Here is a 15,360-nt window from a genome sequence, read left to right as displayed (position 1 = left end):
GCAGGGGCACGGTCGGCAAGGGCGCGAAGCAGGGACGCACATGCTTGGACTTGGTGGTATCGCGAAGAAGGTGTTCGGCACGCCGAATGACCGAAAGGTAAAATCGACGCTCAAGATCGTCGCTCAGATCAATGCATTGGAGCCGGAGTTCCAGGCCCTGTCGGACGAGGGGATCAAGGACCGGACCGAGGCGTTGGCCAAGCGCGCCCTTCAGGGCGAAAGCCTCGATGCCCTCCTGCCCGAGGCCTTTGCAAATTGTCGTGAGGCCGCGCGCCGCGCCCTGGGCCTGCGCGCCTTCGATACGCAGCTTCTGGGCGGCATCTTCCTGCATCAGGGCAATATCGCCGAGATGAAGACCGGCGAGGGCAAGACCCTCGTGGCGACATTCCCGGCCTATCTGAATGCGCTGTCCGGCAAGGGCGTGCATGTCGTCACCGTCAACGACTACCTCGTGCGGCGCGACGCGGAGTGGATGGGCAAGGTGTTCGGCGCGCTGGGCCTGACCACCGGTGTCGTCGTCCCGCAGCAGTCGGACGATGAAAAGCGTGCAGGCTATGCCGCCGATGTGACCTATGCGACGAACAACGAGCTGGGCTTCGACTACCTGCGCGACAACATGCGCGCCAACACCAGCGAGATGATGCAACGCGGGCACAACTTCGCCATCGTGGACGAGGTCGATTCCATCCTGATCGACGAAGCGCGCACGCCGCTGATCATCTCCGGCCCGTCGCAGGACCGGTCGGAACTCTATCAGACCATCGACCGCCTGATCCCCGAGATCCAGGACGACCATTTCACCAAGGACGAAAAGCAGCGTTCCGTCACCTTCACCGACGAAGGCAACGAGTTTCTGGAGATGCGCCTGCATCAGGCCGGCATCCTGCCGGAGGATCAGTCGCTCTATGATCCCGAATCGACCACCGTCGTGCACCACGTCAATCAGGGCCTGCGCGCCCACAAGCTGTTCGCCCGGGATCAGAACTACATCGTGCGCGACGACGAGGTTGTCCTGATCGACGAATTCTCGGGCCGCATGATGCCGGGACGGCGTCTGTCGGATGGTCTGCACCAGGCGATCGAGGCCAAGGAAGGCGTGTCGATCAAGCCCGAGAACGTCACCCTCGCCTCCGTCACGTTCCAGAACTACTTCCGTCTCTACAACCGCCTGTCCGGCATGACCGGCACCGCGGCGACCGAGGCGGAGGAATTCGGCTCCATCTACGGCCTCGGCGTGGTCGAGGTGCCGACCAACCGGCCCATCGCGCGCGCCGACGAACACGATCAGGTCTATCGCACCGCGGCCGAAAAATACGCCGCCGTCGTCAACGAGATCAAGGAAGCACACGCCAAGGGCCAGCCCGTCCTCGTCGGCACGACCTCGATCGAGAAGTCCGAGATGCTGTCCCAGATGCTCAAGGCCGAAGGGATGGAGCACAACGTCCTGAACGCGCGCCTGCACGAGCAGGAGGCGCAGATCATCGCGGATGCGGGCAAGCCCGGCACGATCACCATCGCAACCAACATGGCCGGTCGCGGCACCGACATCCAGCTTGGCGGCAACGTCGAGATGCGGGTGTTGCAGGCGCTGGCCGCCACGCCAGACGCCGACCCCGACGAGGTCCGCACCCGGATTGAGGCGGAGGTCGCCGCCGACAAGCAGAAGGTGCTGGACGCCGGCGGCCTGTTCGTTCTGGCCACCGAACGCCACGAAAGCCGCCGCATCGACAATCAGCTCCGCGGCCGGTCGGGCCGTCAGGGCGATCCGGGGCGGTCCGTGTTCTTCTTGTCGCTGGATGACGACCTGATGCGGATCTTCGGCTCCGAACGGTTGGAGAAGGTGCTCAACACCCTGGGCATGCAGGAAGGCGAGGCAATCATCCACCCTTGGGTGAACAAGTCGCTGGAGCGCGCGCAGGCCAAGGTCGAGGGGCGCAACTTCGACATCCGCAAGCAGCTGCTCAAGTTCGACGACGTGATGAACGATCAGCGCAAGGCGGTGTTCGAGCAGCGGCTTGAAATCATGGAGGCCGACGAGATCGGCGAGATCGCGCAGGACATGCGCCATCAGGTCGTCGACGATCTGGTCGATCAGTACATGCCGCCGAAATCCTACGCCGACCAATGGGACGCGACCGGCCTCTATGCCGCCTGTATCGAGGTGCTGGGCCTCGACGAACCGATCATTGCCTGGGCCGACGAAGACGGTGTCGATCAGGAAGTCGTGCGGGAGCGTCTCTATGAGGCCTCCGACAAGAGCATGGCGGAAAAGGCGGAGGCCTTCGGCGAAGACCAGATGCGCCAGATCGAAAAGCAGGTTCTTTTGCAGACGATCGATGCCAAGTGGCGTGAACACCTGCTCACGCTGGAGCATCTGCGTTCGGTCGTGGGGTTCCGGGGCTACGCGCAGCGCGATCCGCTGAACGAATACAAGACCGAGAGTTTCCAGTTATTCGAGGGGATGCTTGATTCCCTGCGGGCCGACGTGACCAAGAAGCTGTCGCAGATCCGTCCCATGACCGAGGACGAGCGCAAGGCCATGCTGGAGCAGTTGGTCGCCCAGCAACGCGCCGCTGCCGCCGCTGCGGAACCGGCGCCTGCCGAATCGTCCGAGGCACCGGCGGGCGCGCAGACGGTCGATGCGGCGAAGGCGCCGGGCCGCAAGCCCGGCTTCGTCGAGGATGATCCGACGACATGGGGCTCACCGGGTCGAAACGACCTTTGCCCTTGTGGGTCCGGCAAGAAGTTCAAGCACTGTCACGGCGCCTACTGATCCGGCGCGCCGATACGATGCCCTTGCCCTCGGCGGCGGGGGCATCAACCAATTCTACACATAATCGTCCGTATCTCGGCAGGGCGCTTCCCAAGATTTGCCTTGTTTCAGGGGCACGTCTCGGGAAACGATCTGTTCCCAAGGACGGTAGAAATGAGTGACGCATCCGAGACAGCCGCAGATCAGGCCCAACGCCCGATGGGGCCTGCAGCCAAGCGCCGTGCACAGCGGGCCGCCGCCAAGGCCCCGCAATCCATCACGGGTAAACTGGCCGCGCGCTTTCGCAGGCCGGACGTGCGTCGGCGGATGGCGATGATCACATTGCTGGCGATGGGGTCCGTCGTCGCTTGGAACCTGTTTGGGCAGAACGGGCCGACAGACGTCGCCCGCGGCCTGTCCGAGGTGACGGATGCCGCGATGGCGTCCCGCGGTCCGGACACGCAGATGGCCGGGGTTGCCGCGATGGTCGCCACGGGCACGCCGACCCCCGGCACCGACGCCGAAACCGTTCTGTCTGCGCCGCAGGAACCGATTGCCGTCGCAGCCCTTGAAACGCCGTCCATTCGCACGCTGACTGATGTCCGAGAGACGCAGGCCACCACGGGCGAGGGGCCCTGTGCCGTTTCGGTTCAGGCAATGCCACTGGCCGCCGCGACGATCGCCCTTGAAATCGCATCGCCCTGCGATGCCGGCGCTCGCGTCGATATCATTCAGGACGATCTTCAGGTTGCCATCGCGCTGGATGACGCGGGTCTTGCGACCGTCGAGGTGCCGTCCCTGTCCGATACACCTTCGGTCGCCGTTCTGGTCGAAGCGCGGGATCCGGTCGTCATCCAGTCGGAGACGGTCGATTTCGACCGCTACCATCGCGCCGTCCTGTTCTGGCAGGATGACGCCGGTCTTGAACTGCATGCCTTCGAGGGCGACGCCACCTACGGAGAGGAAGGGCACGTCGGCCCGTCCGGGGATCGCACGATTGCTCACGCGCTGAGCGGGAACGGGGGCTTTCTGACGACCGTTGGCGACCCCACGCTCGATGAAAGCCGTGCCGCGATGATCTATACGGTTCCTGCGGGCATGTCCGTCGACCTGAGCATCGAGGCCGCCGTGACCGAAACGAATTGCGAAAAGACGGTCTATGGCGGCACCATCCAGACGGGTCCGGGTATTGCCGCCATCACGCAGGACGTCACCCTGACGATGCCGACCTGCGAGGCCGTGGGCGACTACATCCTTCTGGGCAGCCTGCTGCGGCCGATCGCCGTGGCATCGAACTGATCGCCGCCCCGCACCGGGACTGAACGGGGCGCGGTGGTCCCCCGGGGCCGCGCGCCCCCATATCGCCGGATGCGTTGACGCAGCAGACCCGGCCAGCCTAGCGTCCCTCGGCAACGGGGTAATCGGGGTGCGCGCATGGCCGATCTGCATATCACGAACGGCGACGGCGCAGCCGGGATCCTGCGTCAAACGGGGCTGTGCGACAGGATCCTTCCGTGGCGCGACCCCATGCACCACGGCCCCTTTCCCGCCGGTCTGCCCCTGCCAGAGGCCAGCAAGCTGCGCGCGCGCTATCTTGCCGGTCCACAGGACGACGCGGCACAGGCCCAGTTCGAGGCGCGGGATGCAATCGTTCAGGGGATCGGCAGGGCGGATCATGTCATCCTGTGGTTCGAACATGACCTGCTGGACCAGTTGCAGATCCTGCAGATTCTCGACCATCTGTCAGCGGCCCCTCCAACCCGGTTGGAATTGATCTGTATCGACCGCTTTCCGGGGGTCGCAGCGTTCCGGGGCATCGGACAGCTGAGCGCGCCGCAGATGGCGTCCCTTTATGATGACCGACAGGCGATAACGGGCGACATGCTGGACCTTGCCCGATCGGGGTGGGCCGCGTTCCGATCGGCAGACCCTCGCGATCTGTTGGCGTTCACAAGGGGCGATCTTGCCGTGTTTCCGTTTCTGGCGCCGGCCCTTCTGCGCCATCTGGAGGATTACCCGGACCGGCAAACGGGCCTGACCCGGACCGAATGGCAGCTTCTGACACTGGTGGCGGGGGGCGTGCACGGGCCCCACGACCTGTTCGTGCGAAATATGGAAAGGGAAGAGGTGCTCTATATCGGGGACTGGACCACCTATGCCGTCCTGAGCCGTCTGTGCGACGCGGGCCTGTTGAGGTCTGCGCCCCATCCCTTCCGCTCGCCGCCGATGGATGACGTGGATGCGGCAACCTTTGCCGGACAGCGGCTGAACCTGACGGACGCGGGTCGGTCCATCCTGTCCGGAGACAGCGACGCGTTCACCCTGCTGCGCCGCGACGATTGGCTGGGCGGCGTCAGATTGCGATCGGAGCGGCCGATGTGGACGTGGGATGCGGGTGTCGGAACCCTTGCCCTGCGGGGCGGATAGCCGAAGGGGATATTCCGAACGCAAACGGCCCCGCGAAAAGCGGGGCCGTCGTGGTCGATACGCGATGAACCTTGCGCGTCACATCATGTCGCGCACATCCGTCAAGTGGCCCGTGACGGCGGCGGCGGCGGCCATCGCAGGCGACATCAGGTGCGTGCGACCGCCCTTGCCCTGACGGCCTTCGAAGTTGCGGTTCGACGTCGCGGCACAGCGTTCGCCGGGGGCCAGCTGATCGGGGTTCATGGCAAGACACATGGAACAACCGGCCATGCGCCACTCGAAGCCCGCTTCCTTGAAGATGTCAGCGAGGCCCTCTTCCTCGGCCTGGGCGCGCACGAGGCCCGAACCGGGTACGACCATGGCCCGCTTCACCGCGATCTTCTTGCCTTTCAGGATTGCGGCCGCAGCCCGCAGATCCTCGATCCGGCCATTGGTGCAGGAACCGATGAACACCGTGTCGATGGCGACCTCCGACAGGGGCGTGCCCGATGTCAGGCCCATGTAGTCGAGGGACCGCTTGGCCGCGTCGACCTTGCCGCCCTTGAAGTCGGCGGGGTCGGGGACGGTCGCAGTGATCGGCAGGACATCCTCGGGCGAGGTGCCCCATGTCACGACCGGGGCGATATCCTCGGCGGCGATGGTCACGACCATGTCCCAATGGGCATCATCGTCGGAATAGAGCGTTTTCCACCAGTTCAGCGCGGCCTCCCACTGGGCGCCCTTCGGCGCGTGGGGGCGGCCTTTGCAGTACTCGAAGGTCTTTTCGTCCGGCGCGATCAGGCCGGCACGCGCGCCCCCCTCGATCGCCATGTTGCAAACGGTCATCCGACCTTCCATCGACAGGTCGCGGATCGCTTCGCCGCAATATTCGATGACATAGCCGGTGCCACCGGCGGTGCCGGTCTTGCCGATCACGGACAGGGTGATGTCCTTGGCCGTCACACCGGGGCGTAGCTTGCCGGTGATCTCGACCTTCATGTTCTTGGATTTCTTCTGGATCAGGGTCTGGGTCGCCAGAACATGCTCCACCTCGGAGGTGCCGATGCCGTGGGCCAGCGCGCCGAAGGCACCATGCGTCGCCGTGTGGCTGTCACCGCAGACGACGGTCATGCCGGGCAGGGTCCAGCCCTGCTCGGGGCCGACGATGTGCACGATGCCCTGCCGGACGTCGGAGACTGGGTAGTAGTGGATGCCGAAGTCCTTGGCGTTCTTGTCCAGCGCCTCGACCTGCACGCGGCTGTCCTCGGTCATCGTGGCGGCGTTCGCACGGTCCAGCGTGGTCGGCACGTTGTGGTCGGGCACGGCGATGGTCTTGTCGGGCGCGCGCACGGTGCGGCCCGTCATGCGCAGGCCCTCGAAGGCCTGCGGGCTGGTCACTTCGTGAACCAGGTGGCGGTCGATATACAGCAGGCAGGTGCCGTCCTCGGCTTCGTGCGCCAGGTGGGCGTCCCAGATCTTGTCGTAGAGTGTCTTGGCGTTCATGTCGTGAAATCCTTCGTGGAAGAGCAGGGCAGGGGGGCAGACCTGCCGTCAAACCGCCTCTTCGTAGGCACGCCCGAAGAACCGCCAGGGCAGCAGGTCTTGATCGCTCAGGTCGTGAACGCGTGGCATGGCGCGGTGTCTAATTAGCGGCGCTGTCTTTCGCAAGACCCGCGGGGCAGCACCAAAACGTGAAGGGCCGCCTCGATTTCTCGAAGCGGCCCACCGTTCCGTTCCGGTCCCCTGTCGGGGGCCGTATGGGCCTCAGGCGGCCTTCTTGCGACGACGGGCCAGGCCCAGACCGCCCAGGGCCGTCAGCAGCAGGGCCGCACCGGCCGGCAGCGGAACTGCCGCGACGTTGAATGCCAGGCTGCCCGACACCGGCGAGGCGCTGTCGAAGAAGCCGATGCCATAGGTGCCGGCCTGCAGATCGGAGAACAGGACGCCAGACGAAGTGCTTGCCGTGATCAGGTCGCAATTTCCGGGGCTGCCCCAGACCGCGGAGTCACATGCGGTGGTGGACGTGGTCAGGCGCCCCAACGGACCGTCGAGGTAATAGCCGGTCTGTTCGCTGCCGGTGCCGCTGTAGGACGTCAACGAGAAGTCAAATGCAGTGTTCACGATGAACGTCGTTTCCGCAGAGGCGGGCGTTCCGTTCCAGCTGAACGTGAGGTCGAAGCCATCGGCCGTCGCGGTTTGAGCGACCGTGGTGGCGGCGCTGGCCATGGCCGGCAGTGCGACAGCCAATGCTGCGGCGACTGCAAGTTTCTTCATGAATGACATGTTCCAAGTCCTTTCGGGTTGCCGAATAAGGCTTTTTTAAGACTTTATTAACTTTGAGTCAATCCGACCGCTGCTGGCCAAGGCCATGTTTTCCGATTTCGGGAATCCTGCAAATGTCTCGAATAGAACGGAAATACGCTCTCTGCCCGCCCGCCGCAGGCGAGTCGGCGTGCATTCCGTCTCTTGCCTTGAGGTCCCGCCCGGCCTTGCAATGGCTTGTGCCCGATCTGCCATTGTCGCAGCAGAATCGCCTGGCGCGACATGATTGCGCTTTGCCGATTGGTGTTGCGGCCCTGTCCGGCTGTTGTGTCCGGCAGGCAATCCATCCCATAAGTTTTTAATGGAAGAGGATATTCTCGAAAGTCTGCCGCTGCGCGACGAGCTCCTGCTGATTTGGGCGCAGATCTCGAACTATGCGACCGAGATGCTGCAACCGGGATGGAAGTTGTGGCAGGTCCTGATCGTTCTTGGCCTGATGGCCTTTGCGTGGGTGTTGCGCCGTATAGCGGCCGACCGCATGACAGAATGGATGCGCGCGCAGACCGGGCGGCCAAAGTGGCAGTTGCGGGCGCTCGTGATCCTGCGCAATCGGCTGGGCCTGATCTTCTTCGCCGCCCTCGCCTGGGCGGTCTATCTGACGATGCAGGAAACGACCTGGCCATCGCGCAGCTACCTCGTTGGTCTTGCGGCGACCATGGGCACGGCGTGGATGGTGGTCAGTTTCGTGGCCCGCTTCGTGCGAAATCCCTTTCTGCGCAAACTGGTGACCTGGGGCCTGTGGGGCTATGTGACGGTCTTCTACCTCGGGATCTGGGATGAAACCCGCGCCACCCTCGATGCGCTGGCGGTCGATTTCGGGGCGTTCCGCCTGTCGGTTCTGGGCATTCTGACGGCCTGTGTCGTGATCGGCATCCTGTTCGCGGGCGCGCGCTTCGTGTCTACCACCACGGCCGCCCGCATTCAGAAGAACGAGGACATCAGCCCGTCGATGCGGGTGCTCGTCATCAAGTTGATGCAGGCGATCCTCTATGCCGGGGCGTTCTTTCTCGGGTTGAAGGCCGTCGGCTTCGATCTGACGGGGCTGGCCGTCCTGTCCGGCGCGATCGGCGTCGGGCTGGGCTTCGGGCTGCAGAAGGTGGTGTCGAACCTCGTGTCCGGCGTGATCATCCTGCTGGACAAGTCCATCAAGCCGGGGGACGTCATCTCGCTGGGCGAGACATTCGGCTGGATCAACTCGCTGACCGCGCGCTACGTGTCGATCACGACGCGGGACGGCAAGGAATACCTGATCCCGAACGAGGATCTGATCACGGGCCAGGTGGTGAACTGGTCCCATTCCAACAGTTTCGTGCGCCTCGACATCCATTTCGGCACGGCCTACGGCGACGACCCCCATCTCGTGCGGCGCGTCGCGGTCGAGGCCGCAAGCAGCGTGGACCGGGTTCTGTCGATAAAATCGCCGGTTTGTCACATCGTCGGGTTCGGGGACAGTTCGGTCGACTACATCCTGCGCTTCTGGATCAGCGATCCCACCGGGGGGCTGACCAATATTCGCGGCAATGTCTTTCTGGCCCTATGGGACAGCTTCAAGGAGCATGGGATCTCCATCCCCTTCCCGCAGCGTGAGGTGCGCCACCTGAACGACCCGTCGCAGGCGGGACATGGCGAGGATTGATTCATCGTTCGCGCCGGAGCCGCCGCACCCATCCGGCACGGATCGGCCCCAACCGACCGCGCGCCTCGTCCGGGCCCGGATTGGCGGGTTCCTGCCATGTTGTCCCGAGCCGGATGTCAAACACCGTGTCACAGGTGATTGACGTAAGCCGGCGCAGACCCCATCTGGCCCTTTCGCGGCGTTGCTGGACGCACCGCCTGATGATACCCTAAACTACCAATCGGAGGTCGCACCTTGCGCCCCACTCACATTTCGGAGGATCGGACGCTGGCTGCCGACACCATCACGGGCCAAGGGGCCCAGGATACTTCGCTCGGACAGGCCGGGCGCACGAACGAGATTCTGGACCTGATCCTGACATCTCTGGACGCCGACAAAGCAGAGGACATCGTGCAGATCGATCTGCGCGGCAAATCCTCGGTGGCCGACTGGATGGTCGTCTGCTCTGGTCGGTCTACCCGTCAGGTCGGGGCGATTGCCGAAAAGATGGCCGAAAAACTCAAGGACGTTCTTGGACGTTCTGCCCGGACAGAAGGCAAGTCGCAAGGCGACTGGGTGCTGCTGGATGCGGGTGACGTGATCGTCCACATCTTCCGCCCCGAAGTTCGGGAATTCTACCAACTTGAAAAGATGTGGCAGGATCCGGGCGCGGAACCTCAGCCTCACTAGGGTGAAGATTACGCTCATCGCCGTCGGGCGCCTGCGCAAGGGGCCCGAAAAGACACTGGTCGACGCGTATCTGGACAGGTTTGCCAAGACGGGGCGCGGGCTGGGCCTGCCCCCGGTTGCCTTGACCGAGGTCGAGGGCCGCGGTGCCCTGTCCGAGGCGGATGCCATTGTCCGCGCCCTGCCGGACGGGGCCGCTGTCGTCATGCTGGACGAGCGGGGGCAGATGCTCAGCTCACCCGATCTGGCCAGCCGCCTCGGCGCATGGCGGGATCAGGCAAGGGACATCGCCTTCGTGATCGGCGGGGCGGATGGCCTTGATGCGGCCCTGCGTGACCGGGCCGACCTTGCGATCAGTTTCGGGGCGATGGTCTGGCCGCATATGCTGGTGCGGGTCATGCTGACCGAACAACTCTACCGTGCGGCCAGTATCCTTGCCGGCTCCCCCTACCATCGGGCGTGATCGCATCCTAAGACGGGGGCAACGCGTTCGGAGGTCAGACATGAACAAGAAACCCGTCATCCTGTGCATCCTCGACGGCTGGGGCATTTCGGACCGGCCAGAGCAATCGGCGCCCGATTGCGCGCATACCCCCAATTTCGACCGGCTGATGGCGGAATGCCCGAACGCCACGCTGACGACCTTCGGCCCGGATGTTGGCCTGCCCGAGGGGCAGATGGGCAATTCCGAGGTGGGACACATGAACATCGGCGCCGGACGCGTCGTGCGCATGGATCTGGGCCTGATCGATCACGCCATCGAAACCGACACCTTCAAGGATGAAGCCGCGCTGACCGACTGGATCGGCACCTTGCGCGAAACGGGTGGCACCGCGCATCTGATCGGTGTCATCTCCGACGGCGGGGTGCATGGCCATATCGCGCATGTTCTTGCCGCCTGCCGTGCCGTGGCCGCCGCCGATGTTCCCGTCGTGCTGCATGCGATCACCGACGGGCGCGACGTGGCACCACGCTCCGCGGAAGGTTTCGTCGACACGCTGATGGCCGAACTGCCCGATGGTGTCACCGTCGGCACCCTGACGGGGCGGTACTTTGCCATGGACCGCGACAACCGCTGGGACCGGGTGCAGCGCGCATGGGCCGCGATGGTCTGGGGCGAGGGCGAGGTGTCGACCGACCCGCAGGCCGCCGTGACGGCCGCGCGCGACCGCGACGAAAGCGATGAGTTCATCCAGCCCACGGTTCTTGGCGACTACGAAGGGATGAAGGACGGCGACGGCGTCTTCTGCCTGAACTTCCGGGCCGACCGTGCGCGAGAGATCCTGTCCGCCCTTGCCGCGCCCGATTTCGACGGGTTCGACGTCGCGGCCCGGCCCGACCTGCACATGCTGGGGATGGTCGACTACTCGGTGCAGCACAACGCCTTCATGACCGCCGTTTTCCCAAAGAAGACGGTCGAGAACACGCTGGGTCACTGGGTTGCCGAACAGGGCCTGACCCAGTTCCACCTCGCCGAAACCGAGAAGTATCCGCATGTCACCTTCTTCCTGAATGGCGGCAAGGAGGATCCGGAGACGGGCGAGGATCGCCACATGCCGAAATCCCCCGACGTCGCCACCTATGACCTGCAACCCGAGATGTCGGCCGCCGAGGTGACGGAGCATTTCGTGGCCGCCATCGAGAAGGGCTATGACCTGATCGTGGTGAATTATGCCAACCCCGACATGGTCGGCCACACCGGCGATCTGCGCGCCGCTTCCGCCGCCTGCGAGGCAGTGGATGCGGGCCTTGGCGCGGTGATGGCCGCGCTGGACGGGACGGATGGTGCGATGATCGTCTGTGCCGACCATGGAAACTGCGAGACGATGATCGACCCGGAGACCGGCAAGGCGCATACCGCCCACACCCTGAACCCGGTTCCGGTCATCCTGCTGGGTGGTCCCGAGGGCGCGACCTTGCGCGACGGGCGTCTGGCCGACCTTGCACCCACGCTGTTGCAATTGATGGGCGTCGCCCCGCCGCCGCAGATGACGGGACAGACCCTCATCACATGACCGCACGCGCCGCATTTGGATGGCTGCTTGCGGCCGGGCTGACCGTGGCCGGGATGGCCGGGGCACAGGATGCGGGGGCGACCGCCCGCCGTGCGGCGGCCCTGCTGGCCGATGCCGCGACACAGCTGGACCGCGCCGACGACGCCAGCGATCGGGTCCGCGCCCTGACGGCCGTGGTGCGCGCCTACGAAGAGGGTCTTGCCGCCCTGCGCGACGGTCTGCGTCAGGTCATCATACGGGAACGCGCGTTGTCCGCCGATCTGGATGCGCGCGAGGATGAGATCGCACGGTTGCTTGGCGTGTTGACCAGCATCGAACGCGCACCCGCGCCCCTGCTGCTGCTGCATCCCTCCGGGGCGCTGGGCACGGCGCGCGCCTCGATGATGCTGGGACAGGTCGCTCCCGCCCTTCAGCAGGAGGCAGACGGCCTGCGCAGCGACATTGCCGACCTGACGGAATTGCGCCTGCTGGAGGAAGCCGCCGCCCAATCCCTTGCGGAAGGGTTGCTTGGTATCCAGGCCGCGCGCCTTGCCCTGTCCGAGGCGATTTCGGACCGGACGGACCTGCCGCGCCGCCTGACGGAGGACAGCGCGCAGATCGCGGCGCTCCTGAACCGCGTCGATACGCTGGAGGCCTTTGCGGACGGTCTGGGCCAGATGCCGGCGGCGGCGGGGCAGGCCATTCTGGACCTGCCCTTGCCATTGCCCGTGGCCGGCACGGTGCTGCGCGGGTTCAACCGGCCCGACGCCGCCGGGATTGCGCGCCCGGGCCTTGTGGTGGCGGCCACGCCGGGTGCGCTGGTTTCGGCCCCTGCGGCGGGCACCATTCGATATGCCGGACCCTTGTTGGATTACGGAAACGTGATTATTCAGGAGCCACGGTCAGGCGTGATGATGATATTTGCCGGTATCGCAGAGATTTACGTGGAGATTGGGGATGTTGTCGTGGCTGGCGCCCCCTTGGGCCTGATGGGCGGGACACAGCCGACCACGGTGGATTTCCTGCGCGACAGCGCCGCAGGAGGTGGCACATCGCGAACGGAAACGCTTTATGTAGAGGTGAGAGAGGCCGGCAGGCCCGTGGACCCGATCGCCTGGTTCGCCGAAGAGTAGGAAAAAGAGATGAAAAATTTCGCCATGGCCGCCGCGGGCGGTGTCATCGCCGGTATTGTGGCCACCACCCAGGTTGCGGGACCGCTGCTGGCGCAGGAAGCCAGCGAATCCAACGTCTACGAGCAACTGGACCTGTTCGGCATCGTATTCGAGCGCATTCGCAACCAATACGTCGAGGACGTGGACGAGGGCGAACTGATCGAAGCGGCCATCAACGGCATGCTGACCTCGCTCGACCCGCATTCGTCCTACCTGCCGCCGCGCGACTTCGAGGACATGCAGGTCGACACGCGGGGTGAATTCGGCGGCCTCGGCATCGAGGTCACGCAGGAGGAAGGCTACGTCAAGGTCATCACCCCCATGGACGGCACCCCCGCCTTCGAGGCCGGTGTCGAAGCGGGCGACTTCATCACCGCTGTCGACGGTGAGAACCTGCTGGGCCTGACGCTGGAGGAAGCGGTCGAACTGATGCGCGGTCCGATCGGGTCCGAGATCCTCGTGACCGTCGTGCGCGAAGGTCTGGAAGAGCCGCTGGACATCGCGATCACCCGCGACACCATCAAGCTGACGGCCGCACGCGTGCGACAGGAAGGCGACAGCATCGTCATCCGCGTGTCGACCTTCAACGACCAGACCATTCCCAATGTGATGTCCGGTCTCGAGACGACGCTGGAAGAAGTCGGCGGCCTGTCCGAGGTGAACGGCATCGTCCTCGACCTGCGCAACAACCCCGGCGGCCTTCTCAACGCCGGCGTCGATCTGGCCGATGCGTTCCTCGAACAGGGAGAGATCGTCTCGACCCGTGGGCGTGAATCCGGCAACGGCGACCGCTTTGGCGCCAGCGCGGGTGACGTGATCGAGGGTCTGCCGATGGTTGTCCTGATCAACGGCGGCTCCGCCTCCGCGTCGGAGATCGTTGCGGGCGCCCTGCAGGATCACCGCCGCGCCGTCGTCGTGGGCACCAAATCCTTCGGCAAGGGCAGCGTCCAGACCATCATGCCGGTGCAGGGCGATGGCGCGATCCGCCTGACGACCTCGCGCTACTACACGCCGTCGGGTCGGTCGATCCAGGCGCTCGGCATCTCGCCCGACATCGTCGTGGTTCAGCCCCCCCGCGTGCCGGAGCTGGAGGGAGAGGAGGAGGACACCGCCGCACGTCCCCGCCGCTCCGAGTCCAGCCTGCGCGGATCGCTCGACAACGACAGCCTGACCGACGACCAGCAGGAGCAGATCCGGCTGGAGCAGGAGGCCGCCGTCAAGGCCGCCGAACTGCGGGACGAGGATTACCAGCTGGCCTATGCCATCGACATCCTCAAGGGTCTGTCCGCCATCGACGTTGGCGGCGAATAAGGAGTGGCGGGCGGGCCTTCGTGCCCGCCTGCGGACATGCCCATGACACCTGATCAGATCGCCACACTGCCGTATCGCCCCTGTGCGGGCGTCTGCCTGATCAATCCGTCGGGGTTGATCTGGGCGGGGGAGCGGCTGGATTTCCCCGGTGCATGGCAGATGCCCCAGGGCGGGATCGACAAGGGGGAAGATCCGCAGGACGCCGCCTTTCGCGAGCTGACGGAGGAGACGGGCCTGCCCGCCTCTGCCGTGACGCTGGTATCGCGCCTGCCAGAGGCGGTGCCCTACGATCTGCCTTCCGATCTGGTCGGCAAGATGTGGAAGGGACGCTACCGCGGGCAGATGCAGGACTGGTTCCTGATGCGGTATGACGGCCCCGACAGCGCCGTAGACCTTGACCACCACGTGCGCGAATTCTCGCGCTGGTCATGGATGTCCGGGCAACAGGTTCTGGACAGCATCGTTCCGTTCAAGCGGGACATCTACCACCACGTCCTTGGCCATTTCGAGTTGCTGTAGCGGCTGTTATTGCCTGTCAGCCCCCCCGGAGGGCAGGGTTAGGGGATCTTTCGCCAACTCCGGAGGCGCCATGACCGCCCCTTTCGCCAGCCGTATCCATCTCGCGCTTGCGGTGCTTGCCGCGGGCATCGCCCAGCCTGCCTCCGCCCTGTCCTGTCTGAGCCCGACTGTTCAGACCAGCTTTGCCGCAGCTGACGATAGCGACGCGACTTATGTCATGGGAGTCGGGCGTCTGACCCCGGTGCCCGGCCAACGGATTCCGGCCGCCCCGGACAATCCGAACCATCGTGTGGGCTATAGCCTTGAAGCGACGTTCGAGGGGCATCTCGCCACGCGGAACGGGTTCGACCACGCCTATGCCGGGCCGGTCACGGTCGATGTGACCTGTGTCGCCGCCTGGTGCGGTCAGATCCCCGTCGGAGCGCATCTGCTGTTCCTCGAAAGGACCGCGGAGGGTGATCGGTTGACGGCGGGGCCGTGCCCCCGGTTCGCCTTGCCATCCACGCCAAGGAACCGGTCCGATGCGCTCTCATGCCTGGCTCGTGGGTGTGTCGCGCCCTAGGGCAGGCACGAAGATCTGCC

Annotated in this window: 13 protein-coding genes; 11 read left to right on the top strand and 2 right to left on the bottom strand. The window is 65.0% G+C overall.

From position 1 onward, the window contains the following. The first annotated feature begins 40 nt into the window (after positions 1-40). The 3 genes from secA (at position 41) to V6N07_RS08900 (ending at position 5,179) form a co-directional block, all read left to right on the top strand. A complete protein-coding gene (gene secA, locus V6N07_RS08910; protein WP_371155740.1) occupies positions 41-2,773 on the top strand; it encodes a preprotein translocase subunit SecA in 2,733 nt (910 codons plus the stop codon). 153 nt (positions 2,774-2,926) lie between these two features. Next, a complete protein-coding gene (locus V6N07_RS08905) occupies positions 2,927-4,051 on the top strand; it encodes a hypothetical protein (protein ID WP_371155738.1) in 1,125 nt (374 codons plus the stop codon). Positions 4,052-4,186: 135 nt separating this feature from the next. Continuing rightward, positions 4,187-5,179, top strand: a complete 993-nt coding sequence (locus tag V6N07_RS08900) for a DUF1835 domain-containing protein (RefSeq protein WP_371155736.1) — start codon at positions 4,187-4,189, stop codon at positions 5,177-5,179. A gap of 78 nt (positions 5,180-5,257) precedes the next feature. On the opposite strand, the gene leuC is transcribed toward V6N07_RS08900, so the two are convergent. Together leuC and V6N07_RS08890 are read right to left on the bottom strand one after the other, a co-directional pair. Next, entirely contained in the window at positions 5,258-6,661 is a 1,404-nt protein-coding gene (leuC, locus tag V6N07_RS08895; RefSeq protein WP_371155735.1) for a 3-isopropylmalate dehydratase large subunit, read from the bottom strand. Positions 6,662-6,922: 261 nt separating this feature from the next. After that, on the bottom strand, positions 6,923-7,432 hold the full coding sequence (locus tag V6N07_RS08890) for a VPLPA-CTERM sorting domain-containing protein (RefSeq protein WP_371155733.1): 510 nt from the start codon (positions 7,430-7,432) through the stop codon (positions 6,923-6,925). Positions 7,433-7,781: 349 nt separating this feature from the next. On the opposite strand from V6N07_RS08890, the gene V6N07_RS08885 reads away from it, so the two are divergent. The 8 genes from V6N07_RS08885 to V6N07_RS08850 all read left to right on the top strand — a co-directional run bounded on the left by V6N07_RS08885 (position 7,782) and on the right by V6N07_RS08850 (position 15,340). Then, positions 7,782-9,116 (top strand): mechanosensitive ion channel family protein, encoded by a 1,335-nt coding sequence (locus V6N07_RS08885; protein WP_371155731.1) that lies wholly within the window; start codon positions 7,782-7,784, stop codon positions 9,114-9,116. 234 nt (positions 9,117-9,350) lie between these two features. After that, complete coding sequence (rsfS, locus tag V6N07_RS08880; RefSeq protein WP_371155730.1) at positions 9,351-9,785, top strand: ribosome silencing factor; 435 nt, start codon at positions 9,351-9,353, stop codon at positions 9,783-9,785. A 1-nt stretch (position 9,786) separates the two neighbouring features. Continuing rightward, positions 9,787-10,245, top strand: a complete 459-nt coding sequence (gene rlmH, locus V6N07_RS08875) for a 23S rRNA (pseudouridine(1915)-N(3))-methyltransferase RlmH (protein ID WP_371155728.1) — start codon at positions 9,787-9,789, stop codon at positions 10,243-10,245. Between the two features lie 40 nt (positions 10,246-10,285). Further along, positions 10,286-11,797, top strand: a complete 1,512-nt coding sequence (gene gpmI / locus V6N07_RS08870) for a 2,3-bisphosphoglycerate-independent phosphoglycerate mutase (protein WP_371155726.1) — start codon at positions 10,286-10,288, stop codon at positions 11,795-11,797. Then, positions 11,794-12,909, top strand: a complete 1,116-nt coding sequence (locus V6N07_RS08865) for a murein hydrolase activator EnvC (protein WP_371155725.1) — start codon at positions 11,794-11,796, stop codon at positions 12,907-12,909. The genes gpmI and V6N07_RS08865 overlap by 4 nt, the downstream gene beginning before the upstream one ends. Positions 12,910-12,918: 9 nt before the next feature. Continuing rightward, on the top strand, positions 12,919-14,259 hold the full coding sequence (locus V6N07_RS08860; protein WP_371155723.1) for a S41 family peptidase: 1,341 nt from the start codon (positions 12,919-12,921) through the stop codon (positions 14,257-14,259). Between the two features lie 42 nt (positions 14,260-14,301). Next, on the top strand, positions 14,302-14,778 hold the full coding sequence (locus tag V6N07_RS08855; protein ID WP_371155721.1) for an RNA pyrophosphohydrolase: 477 nt from the start codon (positions 14,302-14,304) through the stop codon (positions 14,776-14,778). 70 nt (positions 14,779-14,848) lie between these two features. Continuing rightward, entirely contained in the window at positions 14,849-15,340 is a 492-nt protein-coding gene (locus tag V6N07_RS08850; protein ID WP_371155719.1) for a hypothetical protein, read from the top strand. The last annotated feature ends 20 nt before the right edge of the window (positions 15,341-15,360 follow it).

Source organism: Jannaschia sp. 2305UL9-9, assembly GCF_041403465.1.
Lineage (GTDB): Bacteria > Pseudomonadota > Alphaproteobacteria > Rhodobacterales > Rhodobacteraceae > Jannaschia.
This window is presented reverse-complemented; position numbering and strand designations above follow the sequence as displayed.

What these genes read in the sequence shown, in the direction of transcription:
- secA (WP_371155740.1), top strand. Translation starts at nt 41, where the DNA reads ATGCTTGGACTTGGTGGTATCGCGAAGAAGGTGTTCGGCACGCCGAAT.
- V6N07_RS08905 (WP_371155738.1), top strand. Translation starts at nt 2,927, where the DNA reads ATGAGTGACGCATCCGAGACAGCCGCAGATCAGGCCCAACGCCCGATG.
- V6N07_RS08900 (WP_371155736.1), top strand. Translation starts at nt 4,187, where the DNA reads ATGGCCGATCTGCATATCACGAACGGCGACGGCGCAGCCGGGATCCTG.
- leuC (WP_371155735.1), bottom strand. Translation starts at nt 6,661, where the DNA reads ATGAACGCCAAGACACTCTACGACAAGATCTGGGACGCCCACCTGGCG.
- V6N07_RS08890 (WP_371155733.1), bottom strand. Translation starts at nt 7,432, where the DNA reads ATGAAGAAACTTGCAGTCGCCGCAGCATTGGCTGTCGCACTGCCGGCC.
- V6N07_RS08885 (WP_371155731.1), top strand. Translation starts at nt 7,782, where the DNA reads ATGGAAGAGGATATTCTCGAAAGTCTGCCGCTGCGCGACGAGCTCCTG.
- gpmI (WP_371155726.1), top strand. Translation starts at nt 10,286, where the DNA reads ATGAACAAGAAACCCGTCATCCTGTGCATCCTCGACGGCTGGGGCATT.
- V6N07_RS08865 (WP_371155725.1), top strand. Translation starts at nt 11,794, where the DNA reads ATGACCGCACGCGCCGCATTTGGATGGCTGCTTGCGGCCGGGCTGACC.
- V6N07_RS08860 (WP_371155723.1), top strand. Translation starts at nt 12,919, where the DNA reads ATGAAAAATTTCGCCATGGCCGCCGCGGGCGGTGTCATCGCCGGTATT.
- V6N07_RS08855 (WP_371155721.1), top strand. Translation starts at nt 14,302, where the DNA reads ATGACACCTGATCAGATCGCCACACTGCCGTATCGCCCCTGTGCGGGC.
- V6N07_RS08850 (WP_371155719.1), top strand. Translation starts at nt 14,849, where the DNA reads ATGACCGCCCCTTTCGCCAGCCGTATCCATCTCGCGCTTGCGGTGCTT.